Genomic DNA, 16,342 nt, shown 5'->3' with positions numbered 1-16,342 from the left:
GCAGTTGAACTGCTCCCCGGGGTCTTTTTCTTTTTAGCTCAGGCTTCCAGGCTGTTCTGGAGAAGCCCTGTCAGATAGTCGGCCATGACCCCTTGGCCAACGTCGTCTCCGATGAGATCGTTGCGGATCTCGATCATTACATTGTGCAGACCATTGGCGATCCCATGCAGTTTCAGTGTATGGGTGACGCCGTCTTCAGGCCCGTAAGGCTGGTTGCGGTCTGTCTGATAGAGCGGCGCCTCCGCCGCTGCATCCAGCATGCGATCGCCCAGCCAATGGTCGTCGTCATGCAGAATTCCGAGCTCCACCGCCCTCGGCTTGCCGTTATAAACCGGCGTGAAGCTATGCATCGTCACGATCACGGTTTTTTGCCCGCGTGCAGCCCGTTCCTTCAGCAAGGCCCGGATGCGATCGTGAAACGGTATGTAGAGACCTTCGGTGCGCGCCCGCCGATCCGCTTCGTCCAGATGCTGGTTGCCCGGAATCGTGTAGATCTCGCTTGTCTCCGGCATCGCACCGGCGCTTTCCGGCGGCCGGTTGCAATCATAAATCAGGCGGGAGAAGCGCTGATAGACCAGTGTAGCATCGAGGCTTGCCGAGATCTTCCTTGCAACCGCCAGTGCGCCAGGATCCCACGCGATATGGCTGGAAAGCGCCTCGGGAGAAAGCCCAAGGTCCCCGAAACGTTCGGGCAAAGCACGAGAAGCATGCTCGCAGATGATGAAAACCGCGCTGCTTCCGTCTGGCCTCTCGACCGCGACACAATCGCCGTCCGCCTTCGTCAAAATGCCTTGCTGTGCAAGCATCCGGGGCGCCCCATTGCCGATTAATAAAATCTTTATAAGAAAAGAATTCTTCAGCTTTTGGTCGCTGTCAACCGGAAACTGAAATTATTTCTTCATTTGTGACATTGACTCGAAATGTGACAGCGTTGTTATATCGTTGCAGGAGATCGGCATAAGACCGGCCCGGGGAGCTAAAATCGATTGAACAATGCGTCAAAGACAGTTTCTGACGTGATCAACGCTCGCTTCGACACGTTGACGCGCGCCGAAAAGCAGCTGGCTAAGAGCCTGCTCGACAACTACCCCGTTTCGGGGCTGGGCAGCATCACGACGGTCGCGGAAAATGCGCGGGTGTCGACGCCGACCGTTGCGCGCATGGTGCAGAAGCTCGGCTACAAGGGTTATCCGGATTTTCAGTCGCACCTCCATCAGGAGGTCGAGGCAACCATCTCCAACCCGCTGACGAAGCATGATCGGTGGGCATCGAATGCACCGGGCACGCATATTCTCAATCGCTTCGCCGATGCCATCATGGGCAATCTCCGGCAGACCCTCTCCGATCTCGATGCTGCGACGTTCGATAGTGTTGCAACTTTGCTATCGGAGCGCAAACGCGGGCTTTACTTCGTCGGCGGCCGTATCACGGGCGCGCTTGCCGAGTATTTTTTCACTCATATGCAGGTGATCCGCCCCAACACCACCCTGCTCTCCTCCAATTCCAGCACCTGGCCGCAATATGTTCTGAATATGAATCCGGGCGATCTGCTCGTGATCTTCGATATCAGGCGCTACGAGCAGGAAATGGTCAATCTTGCCGCCGTCGCCCGCCGCCGCGGCGCAGAGATCATCGTCTTTACCGACCAGTGGGCATCGCCGGCTACCAAGCACGCCAAGCACATCTTCCGCGTGCAAATCGAGGCGCCGTCCGCCTGGGATTCATCGGTTGTCACACTCTTCATCGTCGAAGCCCTGATCGAGGCCGTACAAAGTTCGACCTGGGACGAGACAAGCGAGCGCATGAAAACGCTCGAAGGTCTTTTCGAGCAAACGCAGTTGTTCCGCAAACTGAGCTAGAGGGGAGCGAAAATACAAAATTGCGTGAGGTTGAGGGTGTGAAATGCAGTAGCTGTCACACTTGGCGCCTAGAAGAAAAATCAATTGCGTTCACAGGAATTGCAGCACTTTGAAGCCGTCACACAACCTTCATGTTACGTCATTAACAGCAACGCCAGACACTGAAAACCCAAAAGGAGGAAATGCAGTGATCTCGAAAATTCACCGTCTTCTGACCATCTCGACCGCGATGCTCGTCGCCTCGAGCGCAATCGCCGCCGCAGAACCGAGCGCCGACCTCATCGCTGCCGCCAAGAAGGAAGGCACGCTGACCACGATCGCCCTGCCTCACAACTGGTGCGGTTATGGCGACGTGATTGCAGCATTCAAGGCCAAGTACGGCATCGAAGTCAACGAGCTCAACCCGGATGCCGGTTCGGGCGACGAAGTCGAAGCAATCCGCGCCAACAAGGGCAACAAAGGCCCGCAGGCTCCTGACGTGATCGACGTCGGTCTCTCCTTCGGCCCGACCGCCAAGAAGGAAGGCCTGCTGCAGCCTTACAAGGTTTCTACCTGGGATTCCATTCCGGACAGCAACAAGGATGCCGAAGGCTATTGGTACGGCGACTACTACGGCGTTCTCACCTTTGTCACCAACAAGGACATCGTGAAGAACCCGCCGAAGGACTGGGCCGACCTCCTGAAGCCGGAATATGCCAACACCGTTTCGCTCGCTGGCGACCCGCGCACCTCGAACCAGGCTGTTCAGGCCGTCTACGCCGCTGGCCTAGCTGCCGGCGAAAAGGATGCCACCAAAGCAGGCGCTGCCGGTCTCGACTACTTCGCGAAGCTCAACAAGGCTGGCAACTTCGTTCCGGTCATCGGCAAGTCCGCCTCGCTCGCCCAGGGCGCAACCCCGATCGTCGTCGCATGGGACTATAACGGTCTTGAATGGCGCGACGGCCTGAAAGGCAATCCGCCGGTTGACGTCACTGTTCCAGCTTCGGGCGTTCTCGCCGGCGTCTACGTCCAGGCGATCTCGGCCTTCGCTCCGCACCCGAACGCTGCCAAGCTCTGGATGGAGTTCCTCTATTCCGACGAAGGTCAGATCGGCTGGCTGAAGGGCTATTGCCACCCGATCCGCTTCAACGATCTGGCGAAGAACAAGAAGATCCCGCAGGAGCTTCTCGACAAGCTGCCGCCGGCTGCCGCCTATGAAAAGGCTGTATTCCCGACGCTCGACGAGCAGGCTGCCGGCAAGGCCGCCATCACCACTAAGTGGGATTCTGTCGTCGGTTCGAACGTACAGTAATCAAACGAGACATCGCCTCCCCGTTTCGACGGGGAGGTTTTCCATTTTCTCGGCGCCGCGGATTGGACCATCATGAGTATCGTCACAACATCAACGGTCAGTTCCACTCCGATGATCAACAAGCGCGTGGTTGTCGACTGGATGGGCATCGCGCCCTTCCTCATCTTCGCATTGCTGTTTCTGATTCTACCGACGGTCTATCTGGTCGCCGGCGCTTTCCTGACGCCGGACGGAAGCTTTACGCTCAAGAACATCGCCGACCTGTTCACGCCGACGATCATGAGCGCCTATTTGATCAGTATCAAAATCTCTGTCGCTTCGGCGCTCGGTGGTGCGATTATAGGCTTTTACCTGGCTTGGGCGCTTGTCCTGGGCGGGCTTCCCACCTGGATCCGTCATGCCTTTCTGACCTTCTCGGGGGTCGCATCGAATTTCGCCGGCGTGCCGCTGGCCTTCTCGTTTATTGCCACGCTGGGCCGCCAGGGTCTCGTTACGATATTGCTCGCTCATTTCGGCTTCAATCTCTATGGCACAGGCTTCAACCTGCTGAGCTTCTTCGGCCTGACCATCACCTACATGTACTTCCAGATCCCGTTGATGGTGCTGATCATTACGCCGGCGCTCGACGGCATGAAGAAGGAATGGCGTGAAGCGGCCTCCATTCTGGGCGCAACCAACGGACAATATTGGCGGATGGTCGCCCTGCCGATCCTGTGGCCGAGCCTGCTTGGCACGACGCTGCTGCTGTTTGCAAATTCGTTCGGCGCCATTGCGACGGCAATTGCACTCACCGGCAGCTCACTGAATATCGTTCCGATCGTGCTCTATGCGCAGATCCGCGGCGACGTGCTGCACAATGCCAATCTGGGCTATGCGTTGGCGCTCGGCATGATCGTTATCACCGGCATTTCGAACGTCATTTATATTTTGATGCGCATGCGCGCTGAACGGTGGCAGAAATGAAGCTGCAAAAATTCTTCGCCTGGGTCGCGGTTGCCATCGGCCTCATCTACTTCCTGGTGCCGCTCATCGGTACAATGGAATTCTCGCTGCGCATGCGGCGCAACGCCTACAGCTTCGACGCCTATGCGTCCGTCTTTTCGGATTTCGGCTTCATAACGGCCTTTGGCTTCTCGATGCTGATGGCGCTCCTGACCATTATCTTCGGCATGCTGCTCGTCGTGCCCACCGCATACTGGGTAAGGCTGCGGCTGCCGCAGCTTCGCCCTGTCGTGGAATTCATCACCCTGATGCCGCTGGTCATTCCCGCCATCGTCATCGTCTTCGGCTATCTGCGGCTCTATAATTCGTCGTCGATTCTGCCGCTGACAGGCTATAATTCGACGACGAACATTCTGCTCGTCTGCTCCTACATTGTGTTATCGCTGCCCTATATGTATCGTTCTGTCGATACGGCGATGCGTACCATTGATGTCGGCACGCTGACGGAGGCTGCCGAAAGCCTTGGTGCAAAATGGACAACCATCATGTTCAAATGCATCTTTCCAAATGTCATGAGCGGTGTGCTTTCCGGAGCGTTCATCACACTCGCGATCGTCATGGGCGAATTCACCATGGCGTCGCTGCTCAATCGTCCGGCGTTCGGGCCCTATATGCAGCTCATGGGCGCCAATAGAGCTTACGAGCCCTCCGCCCTTGCCATCATCGCACTTGCCGTTACCTGGCTCAGCATGGGCCTGTTGCAGCTCGTTTCCCGTTTCTCAAAATCTGCTCCGATTAAGGCGTAAGGCTTCTCACCATGGCTTTTCTCGAACTCACCCACATCAAGAAGTCCTTCGGCGACATTCAGGTCGTTCACGATTTCAACATGCAAATCGAAAAGGGGGAATTCGTCTCCTTCCTCGGCCCATCGGGCTGCGGCAAGACGACCGTGCTGCGCATGATCGCCGGTTTCGAAACTCCGACTGCCGGTACGCTGATGATCAACGGCAAGGATCAGCGGCCGTTGAAGCCGAACCAGCGCAACATCGGCATGGTGTTCCAGGCTTATGCCCTGTTCCCGAACATGACAGTGCATGACAACGTCGCCTTCGGCCTCAAGGTCGCCGGCATGTCGAAGCCCGACATCGACAAGCGCGTCAAGGAGATGCTTGCTCTCATCAAGCTCGACCATCTCGCCGGCCGCTATCCTTACCAAATGTCCGGCGGCCAGCAGCAGCGCGTGGCGCTTGCCCGCGCCATCGCCGTCAAGCCGCAGGTCCTCCTGCTCGATGAGCCGCTCTCGGCGCTCGATGCCAAGATCCGTATCTCACTGCGCGAAGAAATCCGCGCCATCCAACAGCAGCTCGGCATCACCACCGTCTTCGTCACTCACGATCAGGAAGAAGCGCTGTCCATCTCCGACCGCATCGTCGTGATGAACGCGGGCCGCGCCGATCAGATCGGCACGCCCTTTGAGATCTACAACAAGCCGGCAACGCGTTTCGTCGCGTCCTTCGTCGGCACGCTGAACCTCATCGAAGGCAAGGTTATCGATCCCGACAGCAACCGCATCATGATCGGCGACCAGGGCGTCACCCTGAAGCAGTCGGTCACGGCCTATAAGGCAGGCGATACCGTATCGCTCGCTCTGCGTCCGGAAGCTGGCTCTCTGGCGGAATCGGCCAAGGGCGACACGGCGCTCACCGGCGAGGTTTCCTCGGCACACTTCCTAGGCTCGGTCATCCGTACCCGCATGAATGTCGCTGGCAACACGATTTCCTTCGACATGTTCAACAGCCCGGGCATGATGCCTCCGAGCGTCGGCGAGAGGGTCACGTTACGCTTCGCCTCCTCCGATCTGCTGGTCATCCAGGATTGAGAGGTAGCCCTGTCTGACGGGGCAACTTTGGAAAAATAATCGCGAACGTCGGCTCAAAAGGCCGGCGTTTTTCTTTGATTTCCCTGTCGAAATGCATTTATAGTCCACGCGTTCTCAGGGCGGGGTGCAATTCCCCACCGGCGGTATGGGGATTTTCCCCGAGCCCGCGAGCGCCTTCCGAGCTTTCGGAAGGGTCAGCAGATCCGGTGAGAGGCCGGAGCCGACGGTATAGTCCGGATGGAAGAGAGCAAGCTGTGTCGCACCCTCTTCCGCGCGAGGGGTGCTGCGACTCTGCGTGTTCGCCCAAGGGATATTTGACAACAACCCTTGAAAGGCAAAACTGATGACTATCTCTATCTCAACCCAACCGAGCCGCATCGCATTGATCCGGGCTCGTTGGCACGCCGACGTCGTCGACCGTTGTGTCGATTCCTTCGTTGCCGAATGGCAGACGACGGAAGGCGCGTCGCCCATCGATATCTTCGATGTGCCGGGCGCGCTGGAAATCCCCCTGCATGCGCAGACGCTTGCCCGTAACGGCCGCTATTCGGCGATCGTTGCCACCGCTTTCGTTGTCGACGGTGGCATCTATCGTCATGAATTCGTTGCCAATACCGTTCTCGACGCCATGATGCGCGTTCAGCTCGATACCGGCGTGCCGATTCTCTCCGCAGTCTTGACGCCGCATCACTTCCAGGAGTCGGACGCGCATATCCAGTTCTTCAAGGAACATTTCATCATCAAGGGCCGCGAAGCTGCAAGCGCCTGCCGCCATATCCTCGCGGAACGCGCCAAGCTTCTGCCGTCGGTAACGGTGTAAGCCGTCTCGGTGGAGGCGCGGCGCAAGCCCGCCTCCATTTTCCAAAACGCCCTTCCCGGCGAAATTGCGGGGATCAGGCAGATGGAGCGGCCCGGAGCCTCCGTGGCATGCAGAGCAGCCCTGAAGGGAGAAGTCAGTGACCGTTCTACGTATCATCCCAAATCTGTCAGCCGCCGACCCTGCTAGCGCCCGCCTCTTCTATAGCGAGCTGCTCGGCCTCGACATCGTCATGGATCACGGCTGGATCCTCACCTTCGCCTCCGAGTCGGCAACCGTCCCGCAGATCAGCGTCGCCAGCGAAGGCGGCTCAGGAACGATCGTCCCAGATCTCTCAATCGAGGTCGATGATGTCGATACGCTCTATCAACGAGCCACATTAATGGGTTTGAGCATAGTCTATGACCTGACGGACGAACCCTGGGGCGTCCGTCGTTTCTACGTCCGCGACCCATTTGGGAAAATCGTCAACATCCTCTCACATCGCTGACTTCACTATCTGAGTTCGGCGTTGAATATCACGCGGTCCGCTGACCACATCGATTCGGCAAAAGCGATCGGTATGCCGCCGGCGTCGACGTCGACCTTGCGCGTGATGAGCAGCGGAACGGACTTCGGTTGCCGCAGCAATCGAGCCTCCTCTGCCGAGGGCATGCGTGCCTCGATCTCGGTGGACAGCCGCTCATAGTCTGTAACGCCATAGCTCGCGAGCGCCGCGGTTATCGTCGGATACAACAATCGCGCCTTGTCGAAATCAGGAAAACGCTCCGAAGGATAATAGGTATCCCCTAGCTCGACCGGGACACCGTCCGCCGTCATGACACCACGGCGATGGATAACCGGCGCACCTGATGCGATCTTCAACTGAGCCGCCACTCGCTCCGTTGCCGGCACGATCTCGTGAACGAGCAGTTCGCCACCCGGTTCGAAGCCCTGTTCGATCAGGTTCTTATGAAAGCGTGTGCGCTTGGAGAGCGTATAGTCGAGCACGCCCCTGTGGACGAAAGTTCCCCGCCCCTGTTCAGCACGCACAAGCCCGCGTTGCTCCAGATGCCCCAGCGCTTGCCGCACGGTGAAACGGCTGACGCCGAAACGCTGCATCAGTTCGGGCTCCGTCGGTAATCTCTCGCCGGGAGCGAAAGTCCCGGCAGCGATATCAGCCGCCAGGATCTCGCCGATCTGACGCCAGAGGGCGCTGCCGCCCTTGCGATCGATCATTTCCATATCAGACCCGCTTTTCGAGCCGGAAGAGAAGCTTGTATTCGGCCGGATAGCTCAGCGCATCGAGAATGCTCGGATAGTATTTCCGATCCTTCGTCGCACGCACGAAGCCATCATAACCGAACCGTTTAACGGAGACATCGAAGCCAGCGGCTGAGAAGGCATCGATATAGTCCTGGGGGGAACGATCCTGTACCGGCGCGTTGCTGTTATTACCGATCAACTCCTGCCATTTCGGCCAGAGCGGCATCTCATTGTGGCAACCGGTCACGGCATAATAGACGCCGCCATCGCGCATCACCGCAAACATCTGTTCGGCATGCCTCTTCAACTCCGGCAGGAGATAGACGACCTCATAGCTGAAGGCCACATCAAAACTATCGGCAAATGGGGAAAGATCGGTCGTCACATGGAACTGCAACGGCATGTTGCCAGTGGCCGATGCGGCAGCAGCCACCGACTCCGAGGCAATATCGATGCCGATGCCACGGCGAAATGGCCGCATGCCGTAAAGCAGTCGCAGGAAGCCGCCGCGATTACAGCCGAAATCCAGGATCGTCTTCGACGAGAAATCCCGCTCCGGGATCGTCTCGATAAAGTGCCGCCAATAGGGGCTATGCGATTCCGCCATCGCAATATCGCCCTGCGGTTCCGTATGCCAGGTTGCATAGATGGATGCTGCATTTGTCATGATGCGCTCGCTGTTGGAGTGGAACGCAATATTGCTAGCATCGTTCCGTGACAGTATTGCAAATTCGTCCGGACGACTGGACTAATTTTCAGCGATCGACCAACGCCAAAGCCTTACATCGTCAGAGGTCGGCATTACTTTGCGCGCAATCCAACATCCATTGCACTCCAAACCGATCCGTCAGCTTGCCGTAGTAGCTGCCCCATGGCTGAACGGCGAGCGGCGTGGTCACTACACCGCCTTGTGCCAATAAGGCAAAAATCCTGTCGGTACTCTGCCGATCGTCCATCATCAGCATATGAGCCGAGCCGCGCATGGGTTCGGCATCATGATTGTCGGACGCGAAGAATAATACGCCCGGCCCCTCGAAGCGGGCATGCATCACCCTGCCCCGCATCGCTTCGTCAGCAACGGGTATCCCGCCCGAGCCGTGACGGACCAATAGCGTCACTCGACCGAGCCCGCACGCGGTATAGAAGGCAAGCGCCTCCTCGCAATGCACCGTGAAGAACAGATAATTTGCGAGTTCCACGTCTTGCCTCCCATTTCAACACTATCAAGGCTGCTTGCGCTCACCCAATCGGTTTTCGCCTAGCTTCACCACTCATGGCAGTGAGCATCTCGTTAGGATAGTGCAGAATTCTGAATGGCGCCTACCAGATCAGCATTGCTATAGCTCTGCCCGGCGATGCCCCAAGCTCCTTCTGGCGCATAGACGATATTCGACCAGATGTGCTCGCGCTTGATCCGTCCACCGGCCGCCTGCTCGATAACGTCGGTCGCCTTTTCGATGAAATCTCGCTTGGCTTCCGCGGTCGCGAGTGCGATCTCGGGCAGTTTGAGCTCGACAAAGGCCGCCGCGATAGGCTTCCCGGCGGCAAGAACGTGCCCGGCGGGAAGTACGTTGATCGAGCCAATGACATTGGCAGTCATGAAAGCGTTCCCGGTCAGACCGGCGACATCGAGCACCGCATCGGTCAGGCGGGCAAAAGCACGAGCTTGCGCCTCGGACGAGAGCAATCCTTCAGGTATGGTAAGCGTAATGGGCATGGGACATCTCCTTGTTGAACCAGTGGCAACAGCTGATATATACCGTTTGCTCTTTATGCATACACACCGATTACTCTCTATGCAAGCCATAAAGAGAGATCGCTCTTAATGGAGTTTGCGATGCGCTATAGCGCCGAACACAAGCAGGAGACCCGGACACGGGTCATCGCCGCCGCCGGACAAGTCTTCAGACAGGAAGGCTATGGAGGTGCGGGGATCGATGCCTTGACGAAGGCAGCCGGGGTCACCAACGGCGCCTTTTACGGGCACTTCAAATCCAAGGGTGAGGCATTCCGCACCGCAGTGGTGGAAGGCCTGGAGGAACTGCGTCAGGGAGTTGCTGGTTTCATCCAAAGGCAGCCGAACGACTGGCTGAAAAGCTTCGCCAGTTTCTATCTCGGCTACAAGCGCACGTGCGAGCTCGGCGAGAGCTGCACCCTGCCCAGCCTCTCCCCGGATGTCATGCGCGCGGACGAGGAAACGCGAAGCGCCTACACTGTAGAACTTAAGAAGCTCATCGCCGCTGTGGCAGCCGGCCTGCCCGAAAGCACGGGAGCAGGCCGGAGTGAGATGGCCGCCGAGGATCGAGCGATTGTTCTGCTGTCGCTCTTGAGCGGCGGCGTGACGCTTGCCCGCGCGGTTTCCGATCCCGCCCTCTCCGCACGCATCGCTGAGATCGTCGAACAGGCCGCGCTGATATCAGGCGGCCTGTCAAATACTCTTGATCAATAATTCACTCGAACATCTCTAGCGAAGGATGAAGGCGAGGTCTCTCCTCGCCATTGCCACCGCAACGACCTAAGCGCGGATCGCTTTGTCATTCGCATCGAAGCGATGCATACGGTTCGTGTCAGGCGTGACGAAGACTGCGTCGTCAGGCGCGTACTGGTGCTCACCGAAAAGACGCACGGTCAGCAGGCCGGTGGTTTCGGATTCGAGATAGATGATCGTATCGGCGCCGAGATGCTCGACATGGATGACTTTGGCCGCCCATGTGCCCTGATCGCGCGACAGCGTGATATGCTCCGGACGGATGCCGACCGTCTTGGCACCGCTTTGGCCCAGCCGTTCGGCCGGAATGAAGTTCATCTGCGGCGAGCCGATGAAGCCGGCAACGAAGACGTTGGCCGGGCGATTGTAGAGTTCCATTGGCGAGCCGATCTGCTCGATGGCGCCGGCATTGAGCACGACGATCTTGTCGGCAAGCGTCATCGCCTCGACCTGGTCGTGGGTGACGTAGATCATCGTCGCCTTCAGGCTGCGATGCAGTCGGGCGATTTCCAGGCGCGTCTGGACGCGCAGCGCCGCATCGAGGTTCGACAGCGGCTCGTCAAAGAGGAAGAGTTCAGGCTCGCGAACAATGGCGCGGCCAATCGCAACGCGCTGGCGCTGGCCACCGGAAAGCTCAGCCGGGCGGCGCGCAAGATAGGGCGCAAGCGATAGCATGTTGGAAGCCTTCTCGACCCGGCTCTCGATCTCGGCTTTGGCCGTGCCCGCCTGCTTGAGGCCGAGCCCCATATTGTCCTTGACGGTCAGATGCGGATAGAGCGCATAGGACTGGAACACCATCGAGATACCGCGCTTGGCGGGTGGCGTCACGGTGACGTCCTCGCCGTTGATCAGCACGGCACCGGATGTCACATCTTCCAGACCGGCGATGCTGCGCAGCAGGGTCGACTTGCCGCAGCCCGACGGGCCGACGAAGATGACGAATTCGCCATCCTTCACTTCGAGGTCGATGCCCTTCAGCACGTCGTGCGAACCGTAGGCCTTGCGAATGGATTTCAGTAGAAGCGATCCCACAGTCTTTTATCCTTACAAATAAACGGGCTTGCCAGTGTGCACGCTCTCATCGGCGGCGAGACATATGCGCAGCGATTGAACGGCGTCGTTCATGTGGCGATTGAGGTCCAGATCCTCGCGGATGGCTTTCAGCAGGAAAGCCTGCTCGAAATCGCAAAGCTCCTGGTGACCTGGTTCGCCATCCATGTGCAGGTCCTGATCAGGCCGGATGAACTGGCCGTTCGGTCCCGTTTCGGCGCTATGCAAGCGGATGACCGAGGTCTTGGTGTGCATGTCGATATCGTCAGACTTGGCATTCTGATCCATGACGATCGAAACCGAGCCGTTCGGCGACATCACGTCCTTCACGAAGAAGGCCGTTTCCGAAATCATCGGACCCCAGCCGGCTTCGTACCAGCCAACGGAGCCATCCTCGAAAATCACCTGCAGGTGACCGTAGTTATACATATCCGCCTTCACGTCGTTCGACAGACGAAGGCCCATGCCGCGCACCTCGACGGGCTTGGAATCGGTGATTTGGCACATGACGTCGACATAATGCACGCCACAATCGACGATCGGCGAGGTCGTGCGCATCAGCGCCTTGTGCGTCTCCCAGGTCGGACCGCTCGACTGCTGATTGAGGTTCATGCGGAAGACATAGGGGCCGCCGAGCTTGCGCGCTTCGGCGATCAGCCGCATCCAGGACGGATGATGGCGCAGGATGTAGCCGATGACTACCTTCTTGCCCGCCTTCTTCGCGGCGGCCACAACACGCTCGGCATCTTCGACCGTCGATGCCAGCGGCTTTTCAACGAAAACATGGCAGCCGGCTTCCAAGGCCTTCACCGCAAAATCGGCGTGACTGTCGGAATAGGTATTGATCGAGCAGACATCCGGTTTCAGCTCGTTCAAAGCGGCGTCGAAATCCGGATGGATCGTATATCCCTGCAACTCCTCGGGAAGCTCACGCTTGGAGCGATTGACGAGGCCGACAATCTCAAAACCCGGATTATTGTGATAGGCGAGCGCATGGCTGCGACCCATATTGCCAAGACCGGCAACAAGAACGCGGATAGGCTTTTCTGATACGCTCACTTGACTGCTCCGGAAGTAATGCCGCGAATGAGTTGACGCGAAAAGATAACGTAAAGGATGAGGATCGGCAGGATCGCCAGCGTCAGCGCAGCCAAGACGGCGTTCCAGTTGGTGACAAACTGACCGATAAAGATCTGCGAGCCGAGCGTCACGGTTTTTGTTGCTTCGCTCGGAGCCAGGATCAACGGGAACCACAGGTCGTTCCAGATCGGGATCATGGTGAAGACGGCAACGGTCGCCATTGCCGGACGAACCAGCGGCAGGACCAGGCGGAAGAAAATCGCATACTCGCTAAGACCGTCGATACGGCCGGCATTCTTCAGATCGCCGGATACGGTCCGCATGAACTCCGAGAGAATGAAGATCGCTAGCGGCAGGCCCTGCGCGGTATAGACGAGGATCAGCGCCGTCAGCGTGTTGACGAGACCGGCGGCGACCATACCCTGCAAGATCGCAACCGTGCCCAGCCGGATGGGGATCATGATGCCGATCGCCATATAGAGGCCTGTCACCGTATTGCCGCGGAACCGGTATTCCGACAGAGCGAAGGCAGCCATCGCGCCGAACAGCAGCGTGAAGATGATCGAGACGATTGTCACGATGAAGCTGTTCTGGAAGTAGGTAAGGAAATCCCCCTGCTTCAGAACGGTGTCATAACCTACCATGCTGAAGGAGGACGGTGTTGGGACGCTCAACGGTGCACGGAAGATCGATGCACGATCCTTGAAGGAATTGATGACGGTCAGAAACACCGGGAAAATGGCAACCAGCGTATAGGCGATGAGCGCCAGATGCACGAAGCCGGTGCGGATAGGGGAGGTGCGGGCCTTGGACATGGTCGCCTCTCCTCAGAACTGGTAGCGACGGATACGTCGCTGCACGATGAAAAGATAGAATGAAACGCCGGCGAGGATGATCAGGAACATCACCGTCGCAATCGTCGCGCCCATCGAGCGGTCGCCCAACTGCAGCTGGAAGCCAAAGAAGACGCGATAGAGAAGCGTACCGAGAATATCGGTGGAGCCGTCCGGTCCGGCCAACGCGCCCTGTACGGTATAGACAAGGTCGAATGCGTTGAAATTGCCGACGAAAGTCAGGATCGAGATGATGCCGATCGCCGGCAGCACCAACGGCAGCTTGATCTTCCAGAACTGGCTCCAGCCCGTGATGCCGTCACATTCGGCGGCTTCGATGACCTCTTCGGGAATGTTGAGCAGGGCCGCATAGATCAGCATCATCGGGATGCCGACATATTGCCAGACGGAAATAAGCGCGACGGCGATCAGTGCCGTGCTCGGCTTGCCGAGCCAGGGCGCGAAGAACGACTTCATGCCAATCACGCTCAGCAACTCCGGCGCCACGCCCCACAGGGGCGACAGGATCAGCTTCCAGATGAAGCCGACGACAACGAAGGAAAGCAAAGTCGGCAGAAAAATCGCGGTTCGATAGAAAGCGACGAAGCGCAGCTTCGGCAGCGACAGAAGCGCTGCCAGTGCGACACCGATCGGATTCTGCACGCACATATGAATAACGAAGAAGATCAGGTTGTTACGCAGCGCGTTCCAGAAATCATGGGACCAGCGCTCATCGCCAAACAGCACCTTGAAATTGTTGAGGCCTACGAAGACGGACTGATTGTCGACGACATTATAAAGCGACAACCGCAGGGTCTCGATCAGCGGCAGGATCATGACTGCCGTGTAGACGACGAAAGCGGGAAAAAGAAAAACGAGAATATGCCAACGTTTGGAGCGCCGGATCGGCGTGACCTCAAGAGTATTTAATGTCGCAGCGTCGCTCATGGCTTTCTGCCTGTTCTTGTTGGCTGGCGATTGAGACGACAGCACTAAGGTTCAAATCCACCCATTGTCCCGGTTCTGCTGCCGGATGGAACGACGTCGGGCGTGTCGCAGTATATTGAGATGGGACCCTCGATCCGATGATCCATCATAAGGATATAAGGCGAGGAGCCGGAAGGCCCCTCGCCCGTATTAGACGACGATTACTTGGCCGGCTTGTACCAGCTGTCGAGGCCCTTCTGCAGCTTCGCACCAGCCTGATCCGGCGTATCCGTGCCGTTGATCACGTTCGCTGATTCGGTCCAGGTTTCGTTTTCCAGGTTCGGCTTGCCACGCGACAGGATCTGATAGGTGGAACGAACGGTCGGCTTGTGATCATTGCGCCAGGAGACGAATTCCTGGGCAAGTGCATCGCTCATCTTCACCGGGTGCGAATTCAGGCTGAAGAAGCCCGGCAGCGCGTTGGCGTAGATGTTGGCGAACTCGTCGGAAGCAACCCAGCTCAGGAACTTCTTGGCTTCTTCCGGATGTGCGCCCTTCGCATTCAGACCGACGCCGATATCCGGATGGTCGGAGATGTAGCCGGTGTCACCAGCCTTTGCGACCGGCGGCGGGAAGGCGCCCATCTTGAACTGAGCCTGCGTGTTGAACAGGCCGATTTCCCAGGAGCCTGCCGGATAGATCGCAGCCTTGCCGAGCGTGAACAGGTTCTGGCTGTCGGAGTAGCTCTGAGCCTCAAAACCGTCGCCGAGATAGGGCTTCCATTTTGCGAGTTCCTTGTAAGGATCGACCCATGCAGCATCCGTCAGCTTTTCCTTGCCGGAAATCAGAGCCTTGCGGCCGTCTTCGCCCTTCCAATAGTTCGGGCCGATGTTCTGATAGCCCATCGTCGCGGCTTCCCACAGATCCTTCGTGCCCATGGCCATGGGGATGTAGGTGCCGTCGGCCTTGATCTTGTCGAGAACGGCGAAGAACTCGTCACGCGTCGCCGGAACCTTCAGGCCGAGCTTGTCGAAGGCGTCTTTGTTGTAGATGAAGCCGTGGACGACAGACGCCATCGGCACGCAGAAGGTCGACTTGCCGTCGTCGGTGGACCAAGCGGCCTTGGCGACAGCCGAGAAGTTCTCAATACCAGGCAGGCTCGTCAGATCGGCAAGACGCTTCTTGTTGAAGAGATCGAGCGAGGCGTCGAACGGCCGGCAGGTGATGATATCGCCTGCGGAGCCGGCATCGAGCTTGGCGTTCAGCGATGCGTTGTATTCGGTCGGAGCCGTTGGCGAGAACACGATCTTGATGCCGGGGTTCTTCGCTTCGAAAGCCGGAATGATCTTTTCCTGCCAGATTTGCAGGTCGTCGTTACGCCAGCTTTCAACCGTCAGCGTTACGTCGGCCGCATGCGCCAGGCTGACGGAGGTCAGCAGGCTCGACGCAAGAAGCAAACCCTTCAGAACATTGGTTTTCATTTCCCTCTCCTGTTTTCCGCGCCTGTAGCAAGGCGCTGTTCTCGATCCGAAAATCCGCTGACCAGCCTCGAAAGGCGGTCAGCGCCCCATAGGGACCGCCAACGTTGCCGACCCCTCATGCAAAAGGCTTCAAAGGCTACCGCCCAATCCACCCGATCAATTGCTGCCCGCCGCCGAAAGCGGAGGTACTGCAAGAATCATACGGGAGTTTCGCGACGAACGACGAGATGCAGATCCTCCTGATCCGGGCGACTTTGAACAACGGCGAGATGCACGCTTTCCGCCTCACCTACCGGCCGTTGTTGCCATGCCGACTTTACCGATGTCTGTTCGCACTGTTCCCTTGGAGTGGATTAAGGCCAAAAAAATACCAATTGTCCAGCCGATTTTAACACTCGACCAAGAAAAGAGGTCACAAAAAATTTTTCCATATATATTTCAAATAGATAC

General features: G+C 57.8%; 18 protein-coding genes and 1 riboswitch. Of the genes, 8 read left to right on the top strand and 10 right to left on the bottom strand.

Annotated elements, in window-relative coordinates:
* Positions 1-38: 38 nt before the first annotated feature.
* Positions 39-806 carry an N-formylglutamate amidohydrolase gene (locus GGD46_RS10720; RefSeq protein WP_184703758.1) on the bottom strand — a complete coding sequence of 256 codons (768 nt, stop codon included), beginning with the start codon at positions 804-806 and terminating at the stop codon, positions 39-41.
* A gap of 180 nt (positions 807-986) precedes the next feature.
* Between GGD46_RS10720 and GGD46_RS10715 the strand changes: the two genes are divergently transcribed.
* From GGD46_RS10715 to GGD46_RS10685, 7 genes are all read left to right on the top strand, one after another.
* The gene (locus tag GGD46_RS10715) at positions 987-1,859 is read left to right on the top strand and encodes a MurR/RpiR family transcriptional regulator (protein ID WP_184703757.1); all 873 of its coding nucleotides are present in this window, start codon (positions 987-989) and stop codon (positions 1,857-1,859) included.
* Between the two features lie 187 nt (positions 1,860-2,046).
* Positions 2,047-3,150 (top strand): ABC transporter substrate-binding protein, encoded by a 1,104-nt coding sequence (locus GGD46_RS10710; RefSeq protein WP_184703756.1) that lies wholly within the window; start codon positions 2,047-2,049, stop codon positions 3,148-3,150.
* Positions 3,151-3,222: 72 nt separating this feature from the next.
* Positions 3,223-4,113 (top strand): ABC transporter permease, encoded by an 891-nt coding sequence (locus GGD46_RS10705; protein ID WP_184703755.1) that lies wholly within the window; start codon positions 3,223-3,225, stop codon positions 4,111-4,113.
* Positions 4,110-4,898 (top strand): ABC transporter permease, encoded by a 789-nt coding sequence (locus GGD46_RS10700; RefSeq protein ID WP_184703754.1) that lies wholly within the window; start codon positions 4,110-4,112, stop codon positions 4,896-4,898. The genes GGD46_RS10705 and GGD46_RS10700 overlap by 4 nt, the downstream gene beginning before the upstream one ends.
* 11 nt (positions 4,899-4,909) lie before the next feature.
* Positions 4,910-5,971, top strand: coding sequence for an ABC transporter ATP-binding protein (locus GGD46_RS10695; protein ID WP_184703753.1), 1,062 nt, complete (start codon positions 4,910-4,912; stop codon positions 5,969-5,971).
* 106 nt (positions 5,972-6,077) lie between these two features.
* Positions 6,078-6,224: riboswitch (FMN riboswitch) on the top strand.
* Positions 6,225-6,314: 90 nt separating this feature from the next.
* Positions 6,315-6,791, top strand: coding sequence for a 6,7-dimethyl-8-ribityllumazine synthase (locus GGD46_RS10690; protein ID WP_184703752.1), 477 nt, complete (start codon positions 6,315-6,317; stop codon positions 6,789-6,791).
* A 136-nt stretch (positions 6,792-6,927) separates the two neighbouring features.
* A complete protein-coding gene (locus tag GGD46_RS10685; protein WP_184703751.1) occupies positions 6,928-7,278 on the top strand; it encodes a VOC family protein in 351 nt (116 codons plus the stop codon).
* A gap of 5 nt (positions 7,279-7,283) precedes the next feature.
* Here GGD46_RS10685 and phnF read toward each other — a convergent pair whose 3' ends face one another.
* The 4 genes from phnF to GGD46_RS10665 all read right to left on the bottom strand — a co-directional run bounded on the left by phnF (position 7,284) and on the right by GGD46_RS10665 (position 9,750).
* A complete protein-coding gene (gene phnF, locus GGD46_RS10680; protein WP_184703750.1) occupies positions 7,284-8,012 on the bottom strand; it encodes a phosphonate metabolism transcriptional regulator PhnF in 729 nt (242 codons plus the stop codon).
* Position 8,013: 1 nt separating this feature from the next.
* Positions 8,014-8,700, bottom strand: a complete 687-nt coding sequence (locus GGD46_RS10675; RefSeq protein ID WP_184703749.1) for a bifunctional 2-polyprenyl-6-hydroxyphenol methylase/3-demethylubiquinol 3-O-methyltransferase UbiG — start codon at positions 8,698-8,700, stop codon at positions 8,014-8,016.
* Positions 8,701-8,821: 121 nt separating this feature from the next.
* Entirely contained in the window at positions 8,822-9,232 is a 411-nt protein-coding gene (locus GGD46_RS10670; protein WP_184703748.1) for a VOC family protein, read from the bottom strand.
* A gap of 92 nt (positions 9,233-9,324) precedes the next feature.
* Positions 9,325-9,750 carry a tautomerase family protein gene (locus GGD46_RS10665; protein ID WP_184703747.1) on the bottom strand — a complete coding sequence of 142 codons (426 nt, stop codon included), beginning with the start codon at positions 9,748-9,750 and terminating at the stop codon, positions 9,325-9,327.
* Between the two features lie 120 nt (positions 9,751-9,870).
* Here GGD46_RS10665 and GGD46_RS10660 point away from each other — a divergent pair, with 120 nt between their 5' ends.
* Positions 9,871-10,482, top strand: a complete 612-nt coding sequence (locus GGD46_RS10660; RefSeq protein ID WP_184703746.1) for a TetR/AcrR family transcriptional regulator — start codon at positions 9,871-9,873, stop codon at positions 10,480-10,482.
* A 66-nt stretch (positions 10,483-10,548) separates the two neighbouring features.
* Here the strand turns inward: GGD46_RS10660 and GGD46_RS10655 are convergent, their stop codons facing one another.
* From GGD46_RS10655 to GGD46_RS10635, 5 genes are all read right to left on the bottom strand, one after another.
* A complete protein-coding gene (locus GGD46_RS10655; protein WP_184703745.1) occupies positions 10,549-11,553 on the bottom strand; it encodes an ABC transporter ATP-binding protein in 1,005 nt (334 codons plus the stop codon).
* A 12-nt stretch (positions 11,554-11,565) separates the two neighbouring features.
* Positions 11,566-12,630 carry a Gfo/Idh/MocA family protein gene (locus GGD46_RS10650; protein WP_184703744.1) on the bottom strand — a complete coding sequence of 355 codons (1,065 nt, stop codon included), beginning with the start codon at positions 12,628-12,630 and terminating at the stop codon, positions 11,566-11,568.
* Positions 12,627-13,466: a carbohydrate ABC transporter permease gene (locus tag GGD46_RS33765; protein ID WP_184703743.1), complete on the bottom strand. Its 840-nt coding sequence runs from the start codon at positions 13,464-13,466 to the stop codon at positions 12,627-12,629. The genes GGD46_RS10650 and GGD46_RS33765 overlap by 4 nt, the downstream gene beginning before the upstream one ends.
* Before the next feature lie 12 nt (positions 13,467-13,478).
* Entirely contained in the window at positions 13,479-14,432 is a 954-nt protein-coding gene (locus GGD46_RS10640; protein WP_184703742.1) for a carbohydrate ABC transporter permease, read from the bottom strand.
* Positions 14,433-14,632: 200 nt separating this feature from the next.
* A complete protein-coding gene (locus tag GGD46_RS10635) occupies positions 14,633-15,892 on the bottom strand; it encodes an ABC transporter substrate-binding protein (RefSeq protein ID WP_184703741.1) in 1,260 nt (419 codons plus the stop codon).
* Positions 15,893-16,342: the final 450 nt, after the last annotated feature.

The organism is Martinezella lusitana, from assembly GCF_014207095.1.
GTDB classification, from domain to species: Bacteria; Pseudomonadota; Alphaproteobacteria; order Rhizobiales; family Rhizobiaceae; genus Rhizobium; species Rhizobium lusitanum_B.
The sequence above is the reverse complement of the archived record's forward strand: the minus strand, read 5'-3'. Positions and strand labels throughout refer to the sequence as shown.